This is a genomic window from Brevundimonas aveniformis DSM 17977 (assembly GCF_000428765.1).
In the GTDB taxonomy this organism is placed as follows: domain Bacteria; phylum Pseudomonadota; class Alphaproteobacteria; order Caulobacterales; family Caulobacteraceae; genus Brevundimonas; species Brevundimonas aveniformis.
In genome coordinates this window covers 961,808-983,415 of record NZ_AUAO01000001.1, presented here as the reverse complement: position 1 = coordinate 983,415, position 21,608 = coordinate 961,808, and the positions used below count along the sequence as shown (strand labels likewise).

Annotated in this window: 21 protein-coding genes; 8 read left to right on the top strand and 13 right to left on the bottom strand. The window is 65.1% G+C overall.

Annotated elements, in window-relative coordinates:
- Nucleotides 1-3: 3 nt before the first annotated feature.
- Nucleotides 4-456 (bottom strand): DMT family transporter, encoded by a 453-nt coding sequence (locus G391_RS0105050; protein WP_029086557.1) that lies wholly within the window; start codon nucleotides 454-456, stop codon nucleotides 4-6.
- Nucleotides 453-1,349 (bottom strand): dienelactone hydrolase family protein, encoded by an 897-nt coding sequence (locus tag G391_RS0105045; protein ID WP_051257123.1) that lies wholly within the window; start codon nucleotides 1,347-1,349, stop codon nucleotides 453-455. The genes G391_RS0105050 and G391_RS0105045 overlap by 4 nt, the downstream gene beginning before the upstream one ends.
- A gap of 250 nt (nucleotides 1,350-1,599) precedes the next feature.
- Between G391_RS0105045 and dnaK the strand changes: the two genes are divergently transcribed.
- Nucleotides 1,600-3,513 (top strand): molecular chaperone DnaK, encoded by a 1,914-nt coding sequence (gene dnaK / locus G391_RS0105040; protein ID WP_029086555.1) that lies wholly within the window; start codon nucleotides 1,600-1,602, stop codon nucleotides 3,511-3,513.
- 57 nt (nucleotides 3,514-3,570) lie between these two features.
- Nucleotides 3,571-4,749, top strand: a complete 1,179-nt coding sequence (dnaJ, locus tag G391_RS0105035; RefSeq protein WP_035303596.1) for a molecular chaperone DnaJ — start codon at nucleotides 3,571-3,573, stop codon at nucleotides 4,747-4,749.
- A 3-nt stretch (nucleotides 4,750-4,752) separates the two neighbouring features.
- Here the strand turns inward: dnaJ and xseA are convergent, their stop codons facing one another.
- Nucleotides 4,753-6,318: an exodeoxyribonuclease VII large subunit gene (gene xseA / locus G391_RS0105030; protein WP_029086553.1), complete on the bottom strand. Its 1,566-nt coding sequence runs from the start codon at nucleotides 6,316-6,318 to the stop codon at nucleotides 4,753-4,755.
- A gap of 100 nt (nucleotides 6,319-6,418) precedes the next feature.
- Here xseA and G391_RS0105025 point away from each other — a divergent pair, with 100 nt between their 5' ends.
- Together G391_RS0105025 and mmcB are read left to right on the top strand one after the other, a co-directional pair.
- Nucleotides 6,419-6,940, top strand: a complete 522-nt coding sequence (locus G391_RS0105025; protein ID WP_029086552.1) for a lipocalin family protein — start codon at nucleotides 6,419-6,421, stop codon at nucleotides 6,938-6,940.
- Nucleotides 6,941-7,041: 101 nt separating this feature from the next.
- On the top strand, nucleotides 7,042-7,491 hold the full coding sequence (gene mmcB / locus G391_RS0105020) for a DNA repair putative endonuclease MmcB (protein WP_029086551.1): 450 nt from the start codon (nucleotides 7,042-7,044) through the stop codon (nucleotides 7,489-7,491).
- On the opposite strand, the gene G391_RS0105015 is transcribed toward mmcB, so the two are convergent.
- Complete coding sequence (locus G391_RS0105015) at nucleotides 7,488-8,054, bottom strand: ActR/PrrA/RegA family redox response regulator transcription factor (RefSeq protein WP_051257122.1); 567 nt, start codon at nucleotides 8,052-8,054, stop codon at nucleotides 7,488-7,490. The genes mmcB and G391_RS0105015 overlap by 4 nt on opposite strands.
- Before the next feature lie 59 nt (nucleotides 8,055-8,113).
- Nucleotides 8,114-9,463 carry an ActS/PrrB/RegB family redox-sensitive histidine kinase gene (locus G391_RS0105010; protein WP_245572035.1) on the bottom strand — a complete coding sequence of 450 codons (1,350 nt, stop codon included), beginning with the start codon at nucleotides 9,461-9,463 and terminating at the stop codon, nucleotides 8,114-8,116.
- Nucleotides 9,464-9,507: 44 nt separating this feature from the next.
- On the opposite strand from G391_RS0105010, the gene G391_RS0105005 reads away from it, so the two are divergent.
- Entirely contained in the window at nucleotides 9,508-10,146 is a 639-nt protein-coding gene (locus G391_RS0105005; RefSeq protein ID WP_029086548.1) for an SCO family protein, read from the top strand.
- Here G391_RS0105005 and dapF read toward each other — a convergent pair.
- Nucleotides 10,143-10,970, bottom strand: coding sequence for a diaminopimelate epimerase (gene dapF / locus G391_RS0105000; protein ID WP_029086547.1), 828 nt, complete (start codon nucleotides 10,968-10,970; stop codon nucleotides 10,143-10,145). The two genes, G391_RS0105005 and dapF, sit on opposite strands and share 4 nt — an antisense overlap.
- Before the next feature lie 58 nt (nucleotides 10,971-11,028).
- Here dapF and G391_RS0104995 point away from each other — a divergent pair, with 58 nt between their 5' ends.
- Complete coding sequence (locus G391_RS0104995) at nucleotides 11,029-11,916, top strand: potassium channel family protein (protein ID WP_084169124.1); 888 nt, start codon at nucleotides 11,029-11,031, stop codon at nucleotides 11,914-11,916.
- A gap of 3 nt (nucleotides 11,917-11,919) precedes the next feature.
- Here the strand turns inward: G391_RS0104995 and G391_RS0104990 are convergent, their stop codons facing one another.
- Nucleotides 11,920-12,354 (bottom strand): SRPBCC domain-containing protein, encoded by a 435-nt coding sequence (locus G391_RS0104990; protein ID WP_029086545.1) that lies wholly within the window; start codon nucleotides 12,352-12,354, stop codon nucleotides 11,920-11,922.
- Between the two features lie 128 nt (nucleotides 12,355-12,482).
- On the opposite strand from G391_RS0104990, the gene alaS reads away from it, so the two are divergent.
- A complete protein-coding gene (gene alaS, locus G391_RS0104985; protein ID WP_029086544.1) occupies nucleotides 12,483-15,128 on the top strand; it encodes an alanine--tRNA ligase in 2,646 nt (881 codons plus the stop codon).
- On the opposite strand, the gene G391_RS15100 is transcribed toward alaS, so the two are convergent.
- From G391_RS15100 to argH, 4 genes are all read right to left on the bottom strand, one after another.
- Entirely contained in the window at nucleotides 15,125-15,955 is an 831-nt protein-coding gene (locus tag G391_RS15100; protein ID WP_051257121.1) for a DUF2939 domain-containing protein, read from the bottom strand. The two genes, alaS and G391_RS15100, sit on opposite strands and share 4 nt — an antisense overlap.
- Before the next feature lie 65 nt (nucleotides 15,956-16,020).
- Nucleotides 16,021-17,235 carry an NADP-dependent isocitrate dehydrogenase gene (locus G391_RS0104975; protein WP_029086543.1) on the bottom strand — a complete coding sequence of 405 codons (1,215 nt, stop codon included), beginning with the start codon at nucleotides 17,233-17,235 and terminating at the stop codon, nucleotides 16,021-16,023.
- Between the two features lie 140 nt (nucleotides 17,236-17,375).
- Entirely contained in the window at nucleotides 17,376-17,555 is a 180-nt protein-coding gene (gene lptM / locus G391_RS13875; RefSeq protein WP_035303594.1) for an LPS translocon maturation chaperone LptM, read from the bottom strand.
- Complete coding sequence (argH, locus tag G391_RS0104965; protein ID WP_211226468.1) at nucleotides 17,552-18,985, bottom strand: argininosuccinate lyase; 1,434 nt, start codon at nucleotides 18,983-18,985, stop codon at nucleotides 17,552-17,554. The genes lptM and argH overlap by 4 nt, the downstream gene beginning before the upstream one ends.
- On the opposite strand from argH, the gene G391_RS0104960 reads away from it, so the two are divergent.
- The gene (locus G391_RS0104960) at nucleotides 18,984-19,622 is read left to right on the top strand and encodes a TlpA family protein disulfide reductase (RefSeq protein ID WP_035303592.1); all 639 of its coding nucleotides are present in this window, start codon (nucleotides 18,984-18,986) and stop codon (nucleotides 19,620-19,622) included. The two genes, argH and G391_RS0104960, sit on opposite strands and share 2 nt — an antisense overlap.
- 4 nt (nucleotides 19,623-19,626) lie before the next feature.
- Here G391_RS0104960 and G391_RS0104955 read toward each other — a convergent pair whose 3' ends face one another.
- Together G391_RS0104955 and G391_RS13870 are read right to left on the bottom strand one after the other, a co-directional pair.
- Nucleotides 19,627-20,688 carry a ribonucleotide-diphosphate reductase subunit beta gene (locus tag G391_RS0104955; RefSeq protein WP_029086540.1) on the bottom strand — a complete coding sequence of 354 codons (1,062 nt, stop codon included), beginning with the start codon at nucleotides 20,686-20,688 and terminating at the stop codon, nucleotides 19,627-19,629.
- A 109-nt stretch (nucleotides 20,689-20,797) separates the two neighbouring features.
- Nucleotides 20,798-21,565 carry a phosphatase PAP2 family protein gene (locus G391_RS13870; protein ID WP_051257120.1) on the bottom strand — a complete coding sequence of 256 codons (768 nt, stop codon included), beginning with the start codon at nucleotides 21,563-21,565 and terminating at the stop codon, nucleotides 20,798-20,800.
- Nucleotides 21,566-21,608: the final 43 nt, after the last annotated feature.

Sequence of the window (21,608 nt, the reverse complement as noted above, 5' to 3'; positions counted from 1 at the left end):
GCTCTAGCCGCGGCGCACCAGCAGAACGCCGCCAATGACCAGGGCGACGCCGACCAACCGGGTCAGATTGACCGGCTGGCGGGGTGCACCGAAGGCCCCGAAGTGGTCCAGCACCAGCCCAAGCAGGAGTTGCCCGGCCACCATCAGGGTAATCGTCATGGCCACACCGAGCCGCGGGACGCCCCAGGTGGCGGCAATGACGAAGATGACGCCGCACAGCCCCCCGATCCAGGCATACCAGGGCAACGTACGCGCGGCGGCCATGTCCGGCCTGACTTGAAGGATCAACGCCAGACCGATGAGCGCAATGGTTCCGACGGCAAAGGACACCAGGGCGGCATTGACCGCAGACCCCACTGCGGTCGCCAGTCGCGCATTGATCGGGGCCTGCAAGGCCGTCGCCGCCCCCGCCAGGGTCACGAGAATCATGGCCGCATAGGCCGCCCAGCCGTTCATGCGACGCGACCGCCGAGCTGGTCAGAAAACAAGTTGGACAGGCGACCCCAGGCGTCAGCCGCCGCCGCCTCATCGTACATCGGGCGATAGTCGGCATGGAAGCCGTGGTCGGCCCCTGGATAGACGGTGATCTGACAGTCTTCCTTGCCGGCCGACGCCAGGGCTGCACGCATCTGCTCAACTGTGGCCAACGGAATTCCCTGGTCGACTTCGCCGTAGAAGCCCAGCACAGGGCACCGAAGGTTTGCGGCGATATCCACCGGCCACCGCCGCCCCTCTTCGGCATTCTGGGCTGGAGCGACCAGACGACCATAGAAGGCCGCGCCGGCTTTGAAGTCGTGTGCCGCACAGGCCATCCACACCACCGTCCCGCCCCAGCAGAAGCCGGTGATGCCGGCGCGTGACACATCGGCCCAGGACTGGCTCTCCAGCCATTGCACGGCCGCGCCGGTGTCGCCCATGACCTGAGCGTGGGTCGCTGTACGGACCACGGCGAGAATTTCCGGGAAGTCCGTCATCACCGCCGGATCCCCCGCACGGGCGAAATAGCCGGGGGCCATGGCCACATAGCCCTGCCGGGCCAGACGGCGACAGACATCCTGAATATAGGCGTGCAGGCCGAAAATCTCGCTGACGACGATGACGACGGGAAATGGCCCGGATCCTTCGGGTCGCGCCACATAGGCCGGCAGCGACGGCGCATAGGCCCCCTCGCTCCAGCCGACGAAACTCACATGATCGGTGATGATTCCGGCCTCGTCGGTGACGATAGGCTGGGCTTCGGCTCCCAGAGCCGCCGCCGCATACCCTGTAAACATAAGGCCCCCGAGAGTCCGCCGGGTCATTTTCAGGTCGGCCTGTCCCTCGGGTGTCGGCAAATAGTCCAGCGGCATCAGTCAGGCTCCTGTTCGCCCGTCACAATGCACCGCCTCGGAACCTTGGCAAGCGAGGCTTTGCCCGAGTCCGAATTCCTTGTGGCCAAGCCCTTGCGACCCGTGCGGACTTTCCCATATCCCGCCCAAGCGTTGCGTCACGGGGCAACCCGGGGCGTGGCAGGAACAAACATCAGGGGATGGGACAGCGCGGCGCCGAATCGCCGGGCCGCCAAGACCATCCGCCACAAACGGAGACGAAGAGACGCCCATGAGCAAGATCATCGGCATTGACCTCGGTACGACCAACTCGTGCGTCGCGGTCATGGACGGCAAGAACCCCAAGGTTATCGAGAACGCTGAAGGCGCGCGCACGACGCCGTCCGTCGTCGGCATTCTGGAAGACGGCGAGCGCGTCGTCGGTCAGCCGGCCAAACGCCAGGCGGTGACCAACCCGGAGAACACCTTTTTCGCCATCAAGCGCCTGATCGGCCGCACCTTTGACGACCCCGTGGTCGCCAAGGACGCAAAGATGGTCCCCTATGAGATCGTCAAGGGACCGAACGGCGACGCCTGGGTTCGCGCCCACGGCAAGGACTATTCGCCTCAGGAAATCTCGGCCTTCATCCTGCAAAAGATGAAGGAGGCCGCCGAGGCCCATCTGGGCGAAACCGTCACCAAGGCGGTCATCACCGTCCCGGCCTATTTCAATGACGCCCAGCGTCAGGCCACCAAGGACGCCGGCAAGATCGCCGGTCTCGAGGTCCTGCGTATCATCAACGAGCCGACCGCGGCGGCCCTAGCCTACGGCCTTGAGAAGAACGACGGCAAGAAGATCGCCGTCTACGACCTGGGCGGCGGCACCTTCGACGTCTCTATCCTCGAGATCGGCGACGGCGTCTTTGAAGTGAAGTCGACCAACGGCGACACCTTCCTGGGCGGCGAGGACTTCGACCTGCGCATCGTCGACTACCTGGCTGACGAGTTCAAAAAGGAACAGGGCGTCGATCTGCGGTCCGACAAACTGGCCCTCCAGCGCCTGAAGGAAGAGGCCGAAAAGGCCAAGAAGGAGCTGTCCTCCACGACCTCATACGAGGTCAATCTGCCCTTCATCTCGATGAATGCCTCGGGCCCGCTGCACCTGAACATCAAGCTCTCGCGCGCCAAACTCGAAGCCTTGGTCGAGGACCTGGTCCAGCGCACCGTCGGCCCCTGTGAGAAGGCGCTGAAGGATGCCGGCATGAAGGCGTCCGACATCGACGAGGTCGTTCTCGTCGGCGGCATGACCCGTATGCCGCTGGTCCAGGAGACGGTGAAGAAGTTCTTCGGCAAGGAGCCGCACAAGGGGGTGAACCCTGATGAGGTCGTGGCGCTCGGCGCTGCCGTCCAGGCCGGCGTTCTGCAAGGCGACGTCAAGGACGTGCTGCTGCTTGACGTCACCCCCCTGACGCTCGGCATCGAAACCCTAGGGGGGGTCTTCACCTCGCTGATCGAACGCAACACCACCATCCCGACCAAGAAGTCCCAGGTCTTCTCGACCGCTGAGGACAACCAGTCGGCGGTGACCATCCGCGTCTTTCAGGGCGAACGCCCGATGGCCGCGGACAACAAGATGCTCGGTCAGTTCGATCTGATGGGTATTCCGCCGGCCCCGCGCGGTATGCCCCAGGTCGAGGTTACCTTCGACATCGACGCCAACGGCATCGTCAATGTGACCGCCAAGGACAAGGCGACCAACAAGGAGCAGTCGATCCGTATTCAGGCCAACGGTGGTCTGTCAGACGCCGACATCGACCGGATGGTCAAGGAAGCCGAAGCCAACTCGGTCGCCGACAAGGCCCGCAAGGAGCTGGTCGAGGCCAGGAACCAGGCCGATGCCGCCGTCCATTCGACCGAAAAGTCGCTGGCCGAACATGGCGACAAGATCTCGGCTGAGGACAAGGGTGCCATTGAAACGGCCCTGGCCGATCTGAAGTCGGCCCTGGAAGGTGAGAACGCCCAGGACATCCAGGCCAAGACCAACACCCTGGCCCAGGCGGCGATGAAGCTTGGCGAAGCCATGTATCAGTCCCAGCAGGGCCAGGCGGATGCCGCCGATGCCCAGCCGGCCGATGATGGCGTCGTCGATGCCGAGTTCGAGGACGTCACCGACGACGAGGACGCTGACAAGAAGGAACAGGCCTAATCCAGGTCGCCCTCCCGGCCCCGGCCGGGAGGGTGAAACCTTTGGGCGTAAAGGCTGATGGCTTCCACCACCGATTATTATGGACTTCTCGGCGTCTCACGCGACGCCGACGCAGCGGCTCTCAAGGCCGCATTTCGCAAGAAGGCGATGGAGTACCATCCTGACCGCAATGGCGGCTGCGAAGACGCCATGGCCAAGTTCAAGGAAGTGAACGAGGCCTATTCGGTCTTGTCCGACCCTCAGAAGCGCGCCGCCTACGACCGGTTCGGAGCTGATGGCCTCAACGGCATGGGCGGCATGGGTGGCGGGTTCTCAGGCGGGCCCCAGGACATCAACGACATCTTCTCGCAGGTGTTTGGTGACGCCTTCGGCGACATGTTCAATCGCGCCCAGCAGACCCGCCGGGCCGGTCCCCAACGCGGCAGCGACATTCGCCACGACCTCGAGATCACGCTGGAGCAGGCCTACCAGGGCTCTGAAGTTGAAATCGACGTGGCCACGGCGGCCTCCTGCGAGCCCTGCTCCGGGACTGGAGCCAAGCCGGGCACCTCGCCCCAGACCTGCACGACCTGTAACGGCCAGGGGCGCGTGCGCGCCGCCAATGGCTTCTTCCAGGTTGAACGCACCTGCCCGACCTGTGGTGGCCAGGGCCGGCGACTGGCCGAGGCCGACGTCTGCACCTCCTGTCGCGGACAGGGGCAGGTCCGCAAACATCGCACGCTCAGCCTCAAGGTTCCCGCCGGGGTCGATGACGGCTCGCGTATCCGCCTGACCGGCGAAGGCGACGTCGGACGGCGCGGGGGCCCGCGCGGCGATCTCTATGTCTTCTTGTCGGTCAAACCGCATGAGCTGTTCGAACGGGACGGTCTGGACCTGCTGGTTCAGGCTCCAGTGTCGATGGCCCTGGCGGCCTTGGGCGGTGATATTGAAGCGCCCTGTCTGGCGTCCGAGGCGTGTGACGGCCAGTGCCGTACCACCGTCAAGGTCGATGCCGGTGCCCAGACCGGCAAGGCCATCCGCGTTCGCGGCAAGGGCATGCCGGACCTTCAGGGTCGCCGTCGCGGTGACCTGGTCGTGGAACTCTTTGTTGAAACCCCGACCAATCTGACCGCGCGCCAGAAAGAGCTGATGCGTGAGTTGTCGGAAAGTCTGGGCGACAAACAGCTCCCCCGCCACGCCGGTTTCTTCAAGAAAGCCAAGACGTTCTGGTCGGACCTGACGGACGGAACCGCCTAAACCTCAGAACAAATCACCCTGATCCGTGGACGAGGATTTCGGCTTGGGCTTTGCCTTGGCCTGATGCGCCGGTGACAGCCCACCGTCGATGACAGCATTGCGAGCTCCGTCCCCGAAGTGCAGCGACACCGCCTCGTCAGAGGCCAGCTCAGCCGCCCTGCGCACCAATCGCCCATCCGCATGGTGAACCCGCGCAAAACCGCGCGCCAGCGGCCCATCCGGGTTCAAGCTCTCCAGCAGGCGTCCGGCTCGATCCAATCGCTCAGCTTGCCGGGCCTGCAAGCGTTCCAACGCGCGTAGGGCCCGCCCCGACAACGCATCCAACTGGACCAGGGCCTGGCTGATCGGCCGATCCATCGACGGCAACCGACGAGCTGCCCCATCCAGGCGACGGTCAGCGTCACGAAGGACGGCGCGAAGTGCCTGCACCGCCCGCCGATCCAGCGCTTCCACGCGCTCTGCCTGAAGCCGGATAGGCCGCAGCAGGGTCTGGGGGGTGAGACGTGCCGCCACCGCCGCCAGCCGCCGATCGTGGGCGGCCACATGGGCATTCAGACCGGAAGACAGTCGCGCGGTCGCGACATCCAGGCGTTGCTCGCGGCGTCCGAACAGGTCGGCCATGGATGGCAATCGCCCCGCCGCCGCCATCAGCGCGCCGCGCCGGGTTTCAACCATCCGGCCTGCAGCCCTCTGCAATCGGCGCTCATAGTCGGCTGTCTGGGCCTTGAGTTCGCTGAGAACCGGCGTGGCCATTTCAGCTGCGGCGGTAGGTGTCGGGGCTCGCCGGTCCGACACGAAGTCGATCAGCGTCGTATCTGTCTCGTGGCCCACCGCAGAAATCACCGGGATCGGGCAGGCCGAGACTGTGCGGGCCAGGGCCTCATCATTGAACGGCCAGAGATCCTCGATCGACCCGCCGCCGCGCGCCACGATCAGGACGTCGGGGCGGGGAATGGACCCGCCTTCGGGCAGGGCGGCGAAGCCGCGCACGGCATTGGCCACCTGTTTGGCCGCCTGGTCGCCCTGGACCACACAGGGCCAGACCAGCACCTGACACGGCCAGCGGTCACGAATGCGGTGCAGAATGTCGCGGATCACGGCCCCGGTCGGGCTGGTAATCACCCCGACCACGGCGGGGACCGTGGGAATTGGCTGTTTGCGGGCGGGATCAAACAGACCTTCTCCGCGCAGCTGGGCCTTGAGCCGTTCCAGCTGGGCCAGAAGGGCCCCGACACCTGCCGGTTCCATACTGTCGATGACGATCTGGTAGGAGGAGCGCGCGGGATAGGTCGTGATCTTGCCGGTCACGATGACTTCCAGACCCTGTTCGGGCTGGCAGTCCAGGCGTGAGACGACACCGCGCCAGACGACGCCGTCAATCGAGGCGTTCTCGTCCTTGAGGGTCAGATAGACATGGCCCGACGCATGGCGCGTCACCTTGGAGATCTCGCCGCGCAGCCGGACATAGCCGAACCGCTCCTCGACCGTGCGCTTGAGCGCGCTGGACAGTTCCGACACCGAGAACGGCGCGGCATTGTCTCCATGAGGCGGCTCCGCCTCCTCGGCCATACGAATCCCTCCAGCGCGCCCAAATGCCGCCACCCTTGCCTCTATAAGGAGCAGCTGATCGTTGCTACCCTCTCGCGGGGCTTCAACGAGGGATCTGAGCATGACGTCCATCAAGATCATCGCCGCCGCAGCGGCTCTGACCGTCTTTGCCGGCGCGGCGCTTGCCGATGCACGTCCGCCCGCGCGTGCCGTCACCCTGTCGGATTTCGACGGCACCTGGTACGAGGTCGCGCGGACACCCAACAGCAACCAGGGACCGTGCACGCGGCTACAAGTCGCCATCACACCGGGCAGTGGCGGGGCCTACAACATTGTCTCCACCTGCAATCGTGCGTCGGGCAGCCCGCAGGTCACCCGGTCGACCGCGACCTCGCTGAACAGCGCCAACAACCGGCTGCGTTTCCGTGCGGCGTCCGGGGCCGCCGGCTTCGTCGGCGTCAGCCAGGAGTTCTGGGTTCTCGACCGGGCCGACGACTATTCCTGGGCTATCCTGGGCACGCCGGGCGGCAACTATTTCTGGCTGTGGACCCGCTCCCCCAACCCGGCCAATCGCGCCGATCTGCTCGCCCGTGTGCGGGCGCTCGGTTACAACACCTCCAACGCCGTACAGACAGGCGGCTGATATCCCATGCAGACACTGAAACTCATCTGGCTCACCCTGGCGGTCGGCACCTCGAGCTGAGGTCTTGACAGGCGGAACGCAGAGCGAACATCTGCGTCTGCATGGCCCTTATCAAGGTTGAAACCCTGACGCTCTCGGGTGTCCGTCCGGTGGTGACCGAGGCGGTGACGCGGGGGGCTGCGCGGGTGATGACCGACCTTGGATTCGTGTCCCTCTTGGAGGTCACCCTGCCCAACGGACGGCGCGCCGATGTCATGGGGTTGGGCAAGAAGGGCGAGATCGCCATCTGCGAGGTCAAATCCTCCGTCGAGGATTTTCGCGTCGACCAGAAGTGGGGCGACTACCTGCCCTTCTGTGACGCCTTCTATTTCGCCGTGGCACCGGAGTTTCCGGCCCCGGTCCTGCCCGAGGAACCCGGACTGATCGTGGCCGACGGTTTTGGTGGAGCGGTGGTTCGATCGTCGCTCGCCAGCCCGCTGGCCCCGGCCCGACGCAAAGCCCTGACCCTGGCCTTCGCCCGTTTGGCGGCGATGAGGGCGGCTACGGTTTAGCGCGGCGCGCGTTTGGCCAGAATGCGCTGCAGGGTCCGGCGGTGCATGTTCAACCGCCGGGCCGTCTCCGAGACATTGCCGCCGCACAGATCATAGACACGCTGAATATGTTCCCAGCGGACCCGGTCGGCCGACATGGGGTTTTCCGGCGGCGCGGCCTTGTCATCGCCCTGGGCCAGCAAGGCCTTGACGACATCGTCGGCGTCGGCCGGCTTGGACAGATAGTCGATGGCACCGGCCTTGATCGCCGCCACAGCGTTGGCGATAGCCCCATAGCCGGTCAACATGACCACGCGGGCATCCGGGCGAGCTTCGCGCAGGGCTTCGACTACGACCAGCCCGGTCCCATCCTCCAGCCGCATATCGACCACGGCAAAGGCCGGCGGGCTGGACTTGGCGATCTGGGTCGCTTCGGCCACGGATTCGGCCAGGGTCACATCGAACCCTCGCGATTCCATCGCCCGGCCCAGCCGCGTTCTGAGCGCCGCATCGTCGTCCAGCACCAGCAGCGTCCGGTCATCCAGGGTTTCGACCTGGGACTGAAGATCGAGCGTTTCGGTCATGCGTATCTCCTAGCGCCGTATCCCAGATTCCGCCCTGCGTCTCCCTGACGCAAGCGACGTCAACTGATTTTGGCGTCCGGTTGCGGCGCCTCTATGGCCTCTCGTGGCCAGGTGATGGCGACCTGCGCCCCCTCCTTGTTGCGCAGATTGCCGAACGTCAGGGCGGCACCGGTCTTTTCCAACAGGGTCTTGGCAATGAAGAAACCGAGCCCCATCCCCTGATGACCCGTTCGCGAGCCCTCGCCCAGTGGCCGTGAGGTCACATAGGGCTCTCCCAGGCGCGCCAGAACATCTGAGGCAAAGCCCGGCCCGTCGTCGCGCACCTCGACCCTGACGGTGCGGTCGTCATATCGGGCGGTGACACGGACCTCGAAGACAGCAAAATCCGTCGCGTTCTCGATCAGGGTGGAGATCGCGCGCACGGCCTCCGGCAGGCGGCGAACCTCAGGTTCGACCGCGCCCACGGCACCCTCGACGGCGATCTCGATGCGCGGGCCGGCACCCCGGTGAGGTTCGGCACATTCGTTCAGCAGCATTTTCAGCGACAGCCGCGCGTCGGCGACCTCTCCGGTATCGGATCTCTGGGACAGGGCCTTGAGGATGTCCCGGCAGCGTTCGGCCTGTTGCACCAGCAGGGCGGCATCCTCGGCGAGCGCGGCATCGCCCTTGGCGTTGCGGAGCAACTCGCGCGCGACAATCTGGATTGTCGCCAGCGGGGTGCCCAGTTCATGCGCCGCCGCCGCCGCCAGACCGCCCATGGCGGCCAGGCGCTGTTCCCGCGCCAGGATCGAATCGGTCGCCGCCAGGGCCAAGGCCATCCGTCGCGCCTCATTGGCCGTGCGCCAGGCATAGCCGGCCGTGAACAGAACGCCCGTCATCACCGCGATCCAGACCCCCAGCCGGTACAGCGGCGGCAGAGCGAACTGTTCACCGCCTCGCCAGGGAAGAGGCTCGGGTACGAAGAACAGGACCGAGGCGACCAGCAACGTCAGCACGCCGATGGTCATGGTCTGGCGCGTCGGCAGGGCCGCGGCCGCAATGGTGACCGGCGCGATCAGCAAGAGGCAGAACGGATTGTCCAATCCCCCCGTCAGGCCCAACAGAGCCCCAAGCTGGATGACATCGAAACTCAACTGGGCCGCCGCCGCCCAACCTTCCAGAACCGGACGTGGACTGGGACGCAGCAGCAACGCCAGATTCATCCACGCCCCGGCTCCGATCACCCCGAGCGCCCAGCCCAGGCGAATCTCGAAGTCGAACATGAAGGCGGTGACCAGAACCGCCGCCAACTGCCCGGCCAAACCCAGCCACCGCAGGGAAATCAGCGTAGACGCACGCAACCGGCCGCGTGGGGCGGGCAGGCTGGAAGGGTCCCAGTAGGTCGATGCGGCTTGGGGCTCGGCGCTCACCCCCCTATAAGCCCCGTCGAACACCCCCGCGTCGAGAGGAATCCATGCCGTCCAAGCCGATCGCCATTTTTGCCGCCGTCTGTCTGGGCCTGGCGGTCCTGATCGGGCTCGGGACCGTGTGGTTCAATCCCCAGCGCGCCCACGGCGCGCCTGACGGCGGCGACCAGCCTGTCGTCTCCTTTGGCCGGGCCGACATCGGTGGTCCTTTCCAGCTGGTGGATCAGAACGGACGACCGGTCGACCAGTCCATCCTTGAGGGCAAGTGGACCGCGGTTTTCTTTGGTTTTACCCACTGTCCTGACTTCTGCCCCTCGACGCTTCAGGCTATGGCCGCCGCCAAGGAACGGATGGGGGACCGCGCTGATGACTTGCAGATCGTCTTCATCACTGTGGATCCCGAACGCGACACGCCCGCGGCCCTGGCCGACTACCTGCAAACCGCCAGCTTCCCGCAAGGGGTCACCGGCCTGACCGGTACGCCGGACCAGGTCCGTCAGGCGACCGAGGCCTATCGTGTCGTCTACCGCCGCCAGGAGCTTGAGGGCGGCGGCTATACGATGGACCATTCACTCAACATCTATCTGATGAACCCGGAGGGTGAGTTCGCCATCCCCCTGAGCGCCAGTCTGGGGCCGGATCGGCTGGCCCGTCTGATCACCCAGCAGATGGAACAGGGAAGCTAACCCAGAGTCCCCGTACGCTCGACCTCAACCGGGCCGGTCATCCAGACGTGGCCATCCTCACGCCAGTCGATCTCAAGCTCGCCGCCATCCAGCTCCATCGTCGCTGTTCGTCCGGTGAGCCCCTTGCGGTTGGCGGCCACCAAGGCCGCACAGGCCCCGGTGCCGCACGCCCGCGTCAGACCCGCACCCCGCTCCCAGACGCGCAGCCGAATCCGCTCAGGACCGAGCACCCGGGCAAACCCGACATTCACCCCTTCGGGGAACAGGGGGTGGCGCTCGATCAGCGAGCCGGAGGCGGTGACAAAGGCGTCGTCAAAATCGCGCGCGGCAAAGAAGGTGACGTGCGGATTGCCCATTGAGACGGCACCGGGCGTATGCAGCACCGGATTGTCGATCGGTCCGATCTGCAACTCGATGCCACGCGTATCCATCTCTTCGGCCAACGGGATCTCGGTCCAGTCCAGTCCTGGACGCCCCATATCGACGCTGACCCGCTGGTCCCCGCCGGCATAGGCCCGGGTCAGGCCGCCCGCCGTCAGGATTTCGGCCCGGTCAGTGCCCGACGCCTGCATCAGAAGCCAGCCCAAACACCGCAAGGCATTGCCGCATGTCTCGACCTGGCTGCCATCGGCATTCCACACCCGCATGAAGACCTGGCAGTCGCCGGCGGGCTCAATGGCAATCAGCTGATCACAACCTTCACCGTCGGTTCGGTCACAGATGGCACGGACCTCATCCTCGGTCGGCATGAACGGTTCGGCGCGCGCCTCGACCACGACAAAGTCGTTGCCCAGGCCGTTCATCTTGACGAAGGGTCTTCCCATATAGCCCATATAGACACTGCTGGTTTCCCGCGCGAGACAGTCGCACTATCGAGAGACAATGACTTCCCAACCCCGGCGCAAGCGCAAAGCGGCCAAGCCCCTAACAGTTCTGGAAGCGGTCCAGGCGCGAAACGCCCAGGACCCGGCCTGTGGAACGGACTCCCCGCCCGCCCGCAAAGAGGGTTTTCGCCTCAAGGCGAGGCTACGGGCGCTGTATCACGGCTCGTCGCATGCGGCGGTGAAGTTCCGCGCCACGGTCCTCATCATCGACCTGCTGATCATTGGATTTTTCATGATCAGCCCGCTGCTGAAGGAATCCGGGATCGTCTTCTATGCGATCGACTATGTGATTGCCGCCATCCTGGCCATCGACCTGGCGGCACGGGCCTATGCCTACTCCGATATCAAGGACTGGCTGAAGAAGCCGATTGTCTGGGTGGATCTGTTCATCCTGGCGACGTTGCTGTTCCCGGCGTGGCTCTTCAACCTCGGCTTCCTCAGGGTGCTGCGCCTGTGGACCCTGATCCATTCAGACTTCTTCTGGCGGACGCTGGGCCGAAAGTACGACGATACCCGTACCGAAGAAATCATCCGGGCGGTCCTGACCCTGGTGACCTTCGTGTTTGTGGCCACCGGCTTTGTCTACACGGCCTTCCTCGGCAAGCACGAGGGGCTGCGGGGCTACATGGATGCGTTGTATTTCACGGTCACCAGCCTGACGACGACCGGATACGGCGACATCACCCTGCCGGGCGGCTGGGGTCGGCTGGTGTCGATCTGTATCATGCTGGTGGGCGTGACCCTGTTTGTTCGACTGGGTCAGGCGGTGTTCCGGCCCAACAAGGTCAGCTTTCCGTGCCCGACCTGCGGCCTGGGCAGGCACGACCCGGATGCAGTCTATTGCAAGGCCTGCGGCGAGCAGCTCTGTATCCCCAACGACGAATAGGGGTCAGGCCAAGGCCTCGGCGCGGGCCTTGATCGCCTCATTGATGGCCTCGAACGCGGCATGGAAAAGCCCGCGTCGCGGGCGCGCCCAGCCTTCGCCTCGCAGACCGTCGAAGATTTCCCCATTGGCCAGAAGGCAGGCGTCCCCCGACAGGTCTTCCAGCTCGAAATAACGCGTGGATCTCGACAGAAACCCCCGTTTGTTGATCCAGACCAGTTGGATCTCGGGTGTCCAGTCGGGAATGCTCACCTGGTGCAGCCGGCCCGGCTCTCCCTCAAGGACCTCAGCGACCTCAAGCCGCCCGCCGATGCTGATCCGGCCACGCGCCTCAGGGTGCAGGCCATTCCATTCACCCCACCGCTCCAGATCGGCGATGACACCCCAGACCACCTCAGGTGAGGCCGCGATACCGATGCGATGTTCGATGCGAAGGCTCATGGACGGCTTTTGCCACGCCGCAGCGGCAAGATCGAGGCCGGGTCTATACGGCGTCACAAAGGATGCACCCGGCGGCAAAACCCTATATGAGGCCGGGTTCCTCCCGAACTCCAGATATTCCGCGCCGCATGACCTCCCTGAAAGACATCCGCTCCACCTTCCTCGACTTCTTTGAGGAGGACGGCCACCAGAAGATCCATTCGGCGCCCCTGGTGCCGCAGAACGATCCAACGCTGTTGTTCGTCAATGCCGGCATGGTGCCGTTCAAGGACTATTTCACCGGCGCGGCCCGGCCGCCGTCGCTGCGCGCGACGAGCAGTCAGAAGTGCGTGCGTGCCGGGGGCAAGCACAATGACCTGGACAATGTCGGTTACACCGCCCGGCACCTGACCTTCTTTGAAATGCTGGGGAATTTCTCCTTCGGCGACTATTTCAAGGAGCACGCCATCGAAAAGGCGTGGGAATTGGTCACCAAGGATTTCGGCCTCAGCCCTGACCGACTGATGGTCACGACCTATATCGACGACGATGAGGCCTGGAACATCTGGAAGAAGGTGACCGGCTTTGCCGATCACAAGATCGTCCGCATCGCCGGCTCGGACAACTTCTGGGCCATGGGCGAGAACGGGCCGTGCGGGCCCTGCACCGAGATTTTCTATGACTACGGCGAGCACGTTCCGGGCGGACCTCCGGGATCTCCCGACGAAGACGGCGACCGGTTCGTGGAGATCTGGAACAACGTCTTCATGCAGTTCGAGAAGGAGAACGACGAGATCGTTCGTGACCTTCCCAAGCCCTCGGTCGACACCGGCATGGGGCTGGAGCGGATCGCGAGCGTGCTTCAGGGCAAGAACTCGGTGTTTGACACCGACCTGTTCCAGACGCTGATCAAGGCGTCCGAAGAACTGACCTCGACGCCCTCGGACGAAGAGCGCGCGCCCAGCCACCGGGTCATCGCCGACCATTTGCGGTCGTCATCCTTCCTGATCGCAGACGGGGTGACGCCGTCCAACGAGGGGCGCGGCTATGTACTGCGCCGGATCATGCGCCGGGCCATGCGCCATGCCCATCTTCTGGGCGCGACAGAGCCGCTGATGTACCGGCTGGTCCCGACGCTGGTGGACCAAATGGGAGAGGCCTTCCCGGAACTGAAGCGAGCTCAAGCCTTTGTCGAGGATACGCTCAAGCAGGAAGAGCTGCGGTTCCGGTCTACACTCGGGCGCGGCATGACCCTGTTCGAGACGGCGGTTCAGGGCTTCAGGCCCGGCGACATGCTGGACGGTCAGACCGCTTTTGAACTTTACGACACCTACGGGTTCCCACTCGACCTGACCCAGGATGAGGCCCGCCGGCGTGGATTTTCCGTCAATGTCGACGGCTTCCAGCACGCCATGGCCGAACAGCGCGCGCGCTCCCGAGAGCACTGGAAAGGCTCGGGCCAGCAAGCGTCCCAGGGCGAATGGCTTAAGATCCGCGATCGCCTCGGGCCGACGGTCTTCACCGGCTATGAGAATGTCGACGGCTCGGGCGAAGTTCTGGCCATCGTCAAGGACGGCCGGCCGACCGATAGCGTCGCCGAAGGCGAAACCGCCGAGGTCGTGTTCGACCAGACTCCCTTCTATGGCGAAGGCGGCGGCCAGGCCGGCGATCAGGGCGAGATCAGCTGGCCGGGCGGCTCCGCCCGCGTCATCGACGTGCAAAAGCCGGGCGGTGACATCTACGCCCACGCCATCGAGGTGACGTCCGGCACGCTGGAGATCGGGACCCGGGCGGTCCTGTCGGTCGATCCGTCCGAGCGCCTGGCGACGCGCGCCAACCATTCGGCGGCGCACCTGCTGCACGCGGCGCTGAAGAATGTGCTGGGCGATCACGTCGCCCAGAAGGGCCAGATGGTCGACCACGAGCGCGTGCGCTTCGACTTCTCGCACAATGCGCCGGTCACCGAGGCCGAGCTGGCGGCCATGGAGGCCGAGGTCAATGCGGTGATCCGCCAGAACCTGCCCGCCGCGACCGAACTGATGGCACCGGACAAGGCGATCGAGGCCGGGGCCGTGGCCCTGTTCGGTGAGAAATACGGTGATGAGGTCCGCGTGCTGACGCTCGGCCAGTCGCTGGCCGATCAAAAGACCGCCTATTCGGTAGAGCTGTGCGGCGGTACCCATGTGGCGCGCACCGGCGACATCGCCCTGTTCAAGATCATCTCCGAGAGCGGTATCGCCGCAGGCGTGCGCCGCATCGAGGCCCTGACCGGAGAGGCGGCCCGCCAGTATCTGGAAGGCCAGGCGAAGGTTGCGCGCGGTCTGGCCCGTGACTTCAAGATCCAGCCGGGCGACGTGCCGGGCCGGGTCGAGGGTCTGCAGACCTCGGTCAAGGCGCTGGAGAAGCAGGTCGCGGACCTGAAGAAGCAGCTGGCGCTGGGCGGCGGCTCCGGCGCAAACGCCGCGCCCGAAGAGATCAACGGCGTCAAGCTGATCGCCCGCGTGCTCGACGGCGTCGACGGCAAGGCCCTGCGCGGCGTGGCTGAGGATTTCCGCAAACAGGTCGGCTCGGGCGTCGTCGCCCTCATCGGCGTCACCGATGGCAAGGCGGCGATCACCGTGGCCGTGACCCCCGATTTGGCCGGCAAGCTCAACGCGGCCGATCTGGCCCGCGCGGCGGTGCTGGCGATGGGTGGGCAAGGCGCGGGTGGCAAGCCGGACTTCGCTCAGGGCGGCGCACCGGATGGGTCTAAGGCAGAGGATGGATTGAGCGCAGTGCGGGCGGCGTTGGCCTAACCCGCCTGCGGGACGCCCTGTTCGGCCTCACCGGCCCCGTCGGGGCTGCCGCCTTCGGGCAGGCCGATGTGCGACAGTTTCCAGGCAAAGATGCCTGAGCGCGTAAACGTCAGGACCGTCTCCGACCCACCCTCGTCGCGGATGCGGAAGCGCGTGCGGCTGGGCCCCCAGTGCACCAGACCCGGCCACGGCTGATCTGTCGCCTCGTGCTGGATCGGCGGGGCACCGGCGCGCGAGCGTTCGGCGGCAAAATGACCTTCGCCATAGGTGATCCCGGCCAAGGCCTGGGGCGTCAGGAACGGATCGACATTGGGGGCGGCCCCGGTCGCCTCTTCCGCCGCCTGGCCCAGACGACGACGGATGGCTTCAATCGGATTTTCCAGCCAGGACGGCTCCGGTTCCTGGGCTCGCGGACTGTCGGACATCTGGGCGCGCAGGGACGCCCGCACCTCGCCATAGTCGACCAGCTCGGCCAGGGCCGGCACATCGCCCGACAGCGCCGCCGATCTCAGGGCGAAAAAGGCGTAGGCGGGGGCGAGGAAGAAGGCCAGACCCGCGGCAATCACCGCCATACCGATGAAGTTGGCGATCGCCCCACCGACCGAGGGACGCCGCCCCTGGTCGCGATAGTCGCGCGCCTGATCCCAGGCATACTGGCGCTGCTGAGGTGCAGGCTCGGCGGAATAACCGGGACGCGACAGACGCGCGACCTCGCGGCCCTCCCTCCGGATGACCAATTCCTGGACCGATCCGTCCTCGATGTGACGGATGATCTCGTCCAGCGGCGGGCCGATCTCGCCCGCGTCGATGTCGATGCGTCTGCTCATCGGATGCAGTTAAGCCCTGACTTTGCGGCCAAGGCTAGACCACACCCCCTACGCGCGAGGTTTCGTCAGGTCGCCATCGCCGCGTCGAGGTTTTCGGCGACCTTGTCCAGGAAGCCCTCGGTGGTCAGCCAGCCTTGCTGGTCGCCGACCAGAAGGGCCAGGTCCTTGGTCATGAAACCGGCCTCGACCGTCTCGACGACCACACGCTCCAGCGTTTCGCCGAATCTAATCAGGGCCTCGTTGCCGTCCAGCTTGCCGCGGTGCTTGAATCCGCGCGTCCAGGCGTAAATTGAGGCGATGGAGTTGGTTGAGGTCGCCTCGCCCTTCTGATGCTGGCGATAGTGGCGGGTCACGGTGCCGTGGGCGGCTTCGGATTCCAGGATATTGCCATCCGGGGTCATCAGAACCGAGGTCATCAGGCCCAGCGAACCGAAGCCTTGCGCCACCACGTCGGACTGAACGTCGCCGTCATAGTTCTTGCAGGCCCAGACGAAGCCTCCGGACCACTTGATGGCGGCCGCCACCATGTCGTCGATCAGGCGGTGCTCATAGGTCAGCCCCAGCTTGTCGAAGTCGGCCTTGAACTCCTCGTCGAACACCTTCTGGAAAATGTCCTTGAAGCGGCCGTCATAGGCTTTCAGGATCGTGTTCTTGGTCGACAGATAGACCGGATATTTGCGGTTCAGACCGTAGGCAAAGCTGGCGCGGGCGAACTCGGTGATCGAGTCATCCAGGTTGTACATCCCCATGGCCACGCCCGAGGACGGGAAGTTGAACACCTCGTGTTCGATCTCCTGGCCGTCGTCGCCGACGAATTTGATGGTCAGCTTGCCGGGGCCGGGCACCAGGAAGTCGGTGGCCTTGTACTGGTCACCAAAGGCGTGACGGCCAACCACGATCGGCTGGGTCCAGCCGGGCACCAGGCGCGGCACGTTGGAGCAGATGATCGGCTCGCGGAACACCACGCCGCCCAGGATGTTGCGGATGGTGCCGTTGGGCGACTTCCACATCTTCTTGAGGCCGAACTCCTTCACCCGCGCTTCGTCCGGGGTGATGGTGGCGCACTTCACGCCGACGCCGTGGCGCTGAATGGCGTGGGCCGCGTCAATGGTCACCTGGTCGTCGGTGGCGTCGCGGTTCTCCATGCCCAGGTCGTAATAGTCCAGCTCAAGGTCGAGGTACGGAAAGACCAGCTTGTCCTTGATCATCTGCCAGATGATGCGGGTCATCTCGTCGCCGTCGATGTCCACGATGGGATTGGCGACCTTGATCTTGGCCATTGGGGCTCTCTTTCGTCGAATGCGGGAGGTGTTCGGCGCGCTCTATAGCCCCCACCCGCCGTCAGCGCAAAGGCGAGACGCGGCGGCGTTAAACAGGGCGCTTCGCTGAGCCCGCCCCGCGTTCGGACGGGGCTCGTCCGTCAGGACGGGTTGATCGGCATCGGCGCGTTGGGATCTTCGGGAGCCTCCTGGTCGGGGTCCATCGGCACCGCCTCACCATCCCCCCACATCGGGGCCGGGCGTTGAAGATCGCCCCGCAGGCCGCAGCCGGTCAGGGCCAGGGTGCCCACGCCGATCAGCATCAGGGTCCGAAGTCTCATCCGATCCGCTCCTTCCAGCGCCTGACCTGCTCGCGCACACCATCCGGCGAGGTTCCACCCCAGGCCTTGCGGCTGGCCACCGAAGCCGCCGGGGTCAGGACATCATACACGGCTTGGGTGATTCCGCCCTCGATGGATTGCAGGTCCTCCAGCGGCAGGTCAGGCAGGTCGACGCCCAGGTCCTCCGCCCGTTTCACCGCCGCGCCCGTCACATGGTGTGCCTGGCGGAACGGCAGGTCCAGCTCACGCACCAGCCAGTCGGCCAGATCGGTCGCGGTCGAGAAACCTGCGCCCGCCGCCGCCGCCATCCGCTCGCGGTTCGGCGTCAGGTCGGCAATCATTCCAGCCATGGCCGACAACGCCAGATCCAGCGCGTCAAAGGCCTCGAAAACCGGTGGCTTGTCCTCCTGCATATCCTTGGAATAGGCGAGCGGCAGGCCCTTCATCACCGTGGTCAGAGCGATCAAAGCCCCAGTGATCCGTCCCGTCTTGGCCCGCACCAGCTCGGCCGCATCGGGGTTCTTTTTCTGCGGCATGATCGATGAGCCGGTGGTGAAGGCATCCGACAGACTGACAAAGCCGAACTGGGGCGTCATCCACACCACGATCTCTTCGGCCAGGCGCGACAGATGACCGGCGCAGATCGACGCCGCCGCCAGGCTCTCAAGGGCGAAGTCGCGATCCGAAACCCCGTCCAGAGAATTGGCCATGGGGCGGGCAAAGCCGAGGGCCGAGGCCGTCATCTCCCGATCAATCGGAAACGGCGACCCGGCCAGGGCCGCAGAGCCCAGGGGGCTTTCATTCATGCGCGCGCGCGCATCGCGGAAGCGCCCGGCATCGCGCCCGAACATTTCAACGTAGGCCATCATGTGATGGCCAAACGTCACCGGCTGGGCCGGCTGTAAATGCGTAAAGCCCGGCATCAGCGCACCCGCTTCGGCCTCGGCCTGACCCAGCAGGGCGCGCTGCAGGGCTTCGATCTGGTTGACGGTGCGATCACAGGCGTCGCGCACCCACAGGCGGAAATCGGTCGCCACCTGATCATTGCGTGAGCGCGCCGTGTGGAGCCGCCCGGCCGGCTCACCGACCAGCTCCTTCAGCCGCGCCTCCACATTCATGTGGATGTCTTCGTATTCGTCGCGGAAGGGGAAGGTTCCGGCCTCGATCTCGGCCTCGATCTGGTCCAGCCCCCCGAGGATGACCTCGGCATCCGCGGCCTTGATGATCCTCTGTTTGGCCAGCATCCGACAGTGGGCGCGTGACCCGGCCAGATCCTGTCGCCACAGCCGCTTGTCGACCCCGATGGAGACGTTGATCGCCTGCATCAGCTCGGCGGGCTTTTCCGAGAAGCGACCGCCCCACATCTCTTGACCTGTGCCGACACTCGGGCTTTGGGTCGCGCCGGTTGGCGCATCGGACGATTTGGACATGGACGACGAAGCTCGACGGAAACGGCGGTTGATCTGGACGATTGTGGCGGCGGCTGCGGTCGGTGCCCTTATCATAATCGGCGGCCATGCGTTGGTGATTTATGCCGTCTACAAGCAACGGTTCGAGTTGGTGCAGGTCGAGGATGCCGTTTCCGCCGACGACGGCGCGACGGGTTCGCTGGAGGCGCTGCTGACCCCGGCAGACGCCTTGCCTGCACCGACACAGGGGTTCCTGACGCCCGACGGCGGAGCGACAGATGTGTCGGACTTTCGCGGCCGGGTCCTGGTGCTGAACGTCTGGGCCATGTGGTGCCGGCCCTGTCGAACCGAGCTGCCGACCCTGGCTGCACTGGATCAGGCCTATGGCGACGAGGTCACCGTGGTCGTCGTCAATGTCGACCGCACGCCCGAGGAGATCGAAGCCGCCCGCGCCTTCCTGACCGAACAGGCTCCGCTGGAATTCTATTCCGATCCCACCTTTGAGCTGCCGTTCCGCCTGCCGGGGCGCGGAGCCATGCCCCAGACCGTCCTGATCGACCGCGAGGGCCGCATCCGCGCCTGGCTGGCCGGCGAGGCCGACTGGAACAGCCCGGAAGTCCGGGCCCTAGTCGACGAGGCGTTGGCGGAAGGCGGCTGAGGCCCTATTCCGCCTCTGCCGGTTCCTCGGCCTTGCGGTTTTCCAGCATCTTGTCGAACGACGACCAGACACCATCGGCTCCGTGCCAGGAGCCCTTGGTCGCGGCCTTGGAATATTCGGTGGCGCGGGCTTCGAAGAAGTTGGCGTGCTCGACGCCCGACAGCATCGACTGCAACCACGGCAGCGGGTTGTCGCGCTTGCCGCCATACAGCTCCGGCAACTGGAGCTGGCGCAGACGCCAGTCGGCGATGAAGCGGATGTAGGATTTGATGTCGTCGGGCGTCATGCCGTTGACGGGGCCAGCCTCGAAGGCCAGGTCGATGAAGCGGTCTTCCATGTCCACGACGGTCCGGCAGCACTCGACGATGTCATCGGCCACCGCCTTGGTGACGGCGCCCGTCTCCTTGTTGAAGGCGTGGTAGAGCTTGATGATGCCCTCGCAATGCAGGCTCTCGTCGCGCACCGACCAGGAGACGATCTGGCCCATGCCCTTCATCTTGTTCTGGCGCGGGAAGTTCATCAGCATGGCGAAGCTGGCGAACAGCTGAAGTCCTTCGGCAAACCCGCCGAACATGGCCAGCGTCCGACAGATGTCGGCGTCGGTGTCGACACCGAACTGGCCCATGTAGTCGTGCTTGGCGCGCAGGGCGTCATATTCCATGAAGGCCCCGAACTCGGCCTCGGGCATCCCGATAGTCTCGAGCAGCAGGGCGTAGGCCGCGATGTGCACCGTCTCCATATTGGCGAAGGCGGCCAGCATCATCTTGATCTCGGTCGGTTTGAACACCCGACCGTAGCGTTCCATGTAGTTGTCCTGAACCTCGATGTCCGCCTGGGTAAAGAAGCGGAAAATCTGGGTCAGCAGATTGCGCTCGCCGTCATTCAGCGCGACCGCCCAGTCCTTGACGTCCTCGCCCAGCGGCACCTCCTCGGGCACCCAGTGGACCTGCTGCTGCTTCTTCCACATGTCGAAGGCCCACGGATAGCGGAACGGCTTGTAGGCCGCCGAGGGCGTCAACAGGCCCGGCGTGGGGGACAAAATCGAGGAAGCGGCGGGAGAGGTCATGGTCAGATCCTGAACTGCGAATCCAACCTAGCAGCATCTGGCCGGAATCAACCAGTGGGGTATAGCACCCCAACTGTTCACAAAATGTTGGGGTCTGGGGATAGGCGACCTACACCCCGTCGAAGCCGCCGATCTGACCTGTCGATTGGCCGTGGTGAGCCTGCCGGCGCTGAATCCCATAGGCCACCAGCCAGCAGACCATGGCCCAGGCCGCGCCGAGCGACCAGCCGCCCAGCACATCTGTCGCCCAGTGCGCGGCTAGATAGACCCGGCTGATTCCCACCAGGCCGGCGATCAGGATGGCGACGCTGATCACATAGACCTTGAGCCGTCGTCGGGCGAAGACGCGCTCCAGCATCACCCCCAGCGTCAGATAGAAGACCGTCGACATCAGGGTGTGGCCGGACGGGAAGCTGGCGTTGATCGTTTCGACCACCTGATAGATTTCCGGCGGACGGCCCCGGTCGAACAGCCCCTTGAACATCTCACTCAGCATCAAGCCGCCGCCCAGCGCCAGCGCCAGCATCAGGGCCGACCAGGGGCGTTTCTGCATCAGCAGGAATCCGACCGCGATCAAGGCAAATAGGACCAGCACCGCCAGACCCCCGAGCGAGGTGAAGTCGAGCATGGCCGTTTCGAGCCAGTCCGGGCCGATGGGATCGCGCGGATCGGCGTTCGGGTGGGTCCAGGCCAGGACCGCCTGATCGAAGGTCTGGTTCTCGCCCTCGACGAGGTCCTCTGCCAGTTCAGAGAAGACGGCCACGCCACCGGCGACCACGCCCAGGGCCACCACAACGCCCAATTCGTCTCGCGCAAATCGCAACACCCGCAACGTGGATGATTTGAGGCGCGAGGTCAGGGGTATGGTGATCGGCATGGATGGCGAACGGCTACGCTTGGCCGCGGTTCCCGCAAAGCGG

Bases quoted from the DNA above. Each gene is read 5' to 3' on its own strand.
- G391_RS0105050 (WP_029086557.1), bottom strand. From the start codon at position 456: ATGAACGGCTGGGCGGCCTATGCGGCCATGATTCTCGTGACCCTGGCG.
- G391_RS0105045 (WP_051257123.1), bottom strand. From the start codon at position 1,349: ATGCCGCTGGACTATTTGCCGACACCCGAGGGACAGGCCGACCTGAAA.
- dnaK (WP_029086555.1), top strand. From the start codon at position 1,600: ATGAGCAAGATCATCGGCATTGACCTCGGTACGACCAACTCGTGCGTC.
- dnaJ (WP_035303596.1), top strand. From the start codon at position 3,571: ATGGCTTCCACCACCGATTATTATGGACTTCTCGGCGTCTCACGCGAC.
- xseA (WP_029086553.1), bottom strand. From the start codon at position 6,318: ATGGCCGAGGAGGCGGAGCCGCCTCATGGAGACAATGCCGCGCCGTTC.
- G391_RS0105025 (WP_029086552.1), top strand. From the start codon at position 6,419: ATGACGTCCATCAAGATCATCGCCGCCGCAGCGGCTCTGACCGTCTTT.
- mmcB (WP_029086551.1), top strand. From the start codon at position 7,042: ATGGCCCTTATCAAGGTTGAAACCCTGACGCTCTCGGGTGTCCGTCCG.
- G391_RS0105015 (WP_051257122.1), bottom strand. From the start codon at position 8,054: ATGACCGAAACGCTCGATCTTCAGTCCCAGGTCGAAACCCTGGATGAC.
- G391_RS0105005 (WP_029086548.1), top strand. From the start codon at position 9,508: ATGCCGTCCAAGCCGATCGCCATTTTTGCCGCCGTCTGTCTGGGCCTG.
- dapF (WP_029086547.1), bottom strand. From the start codon at position 10,970: ATGGGAAGACCCTTCGTCAAGATGAACGGCCTGGGCAACGACTTTGTC.
- G391_RS0104995 (WP_084169124.1), top strand. From the start codon at position 11,029: ATGACTTCCCAACCCCGGCGCAAGCGCAAAGCGGCCAAGCCCCTAACA.
- G391_RS0104990 (WP_029086545.1), bottom strand. From the start codon at position 12,354: ATGAGCCTTCGCATCGAACATCGCATCGGTATCGCGGCCTCACCTGAG.
- alaS (WP_029086544.1), top strand. From the start codon at position 12,483: ATGACCTCCCTGAAAGACATCCGCTCCACCTTCCTCGACTTCTTTGAG.
- G391_RS15100 (WP_051257121.1), bottom strand. From the start codon at position 15,955: ATGAGCAGACGCATCGACATCGACGCGGGCGAGATCGGCCCGCCGCTG.
- G391_RS0104975 (WP_029086543.1), bottom strand. From the start codon at position 17,235: ATGGCCAAGATCAAGGTCGCCAATCCCATCGTGGACATCGACGGCGAC.
- lptM (WP_035303594.1), bottom strand. From the start codon at position 17,555: ATGAGACTTCGGACCCTGATGCTGATCGGCGTGGGCACCCTGGCCCTG.
- G391_RS0104960 (WP_035303592.1), top strand. From the start codon at position 18,984: ATGGACGACGAAGCTCGACGGAAACGGCGGTTGATCTGGACGATTGTG.
- argH (WP_211226468.1), bottom strand. From the start codon at position 18,985: ATGTCCAAATCGTCCGATGCGCCAACCGGCGCGACCCAAAGCCCGAGT.
- G391_RS0104955 (WP_029086540.1), bottom strand. From the start codon at position 20,688: ATGACCTCTCCCGCCGCTTCCTCGATTTTGTCCCCCACGCCGGGCCTG.
- G391_RS13870 (WP_051257120.1), bottom strand. From the start codon at position 21,565: ATGCCGATCACCATACCCCTGACCTCGCGCCTCAAATCATCCACGTTG.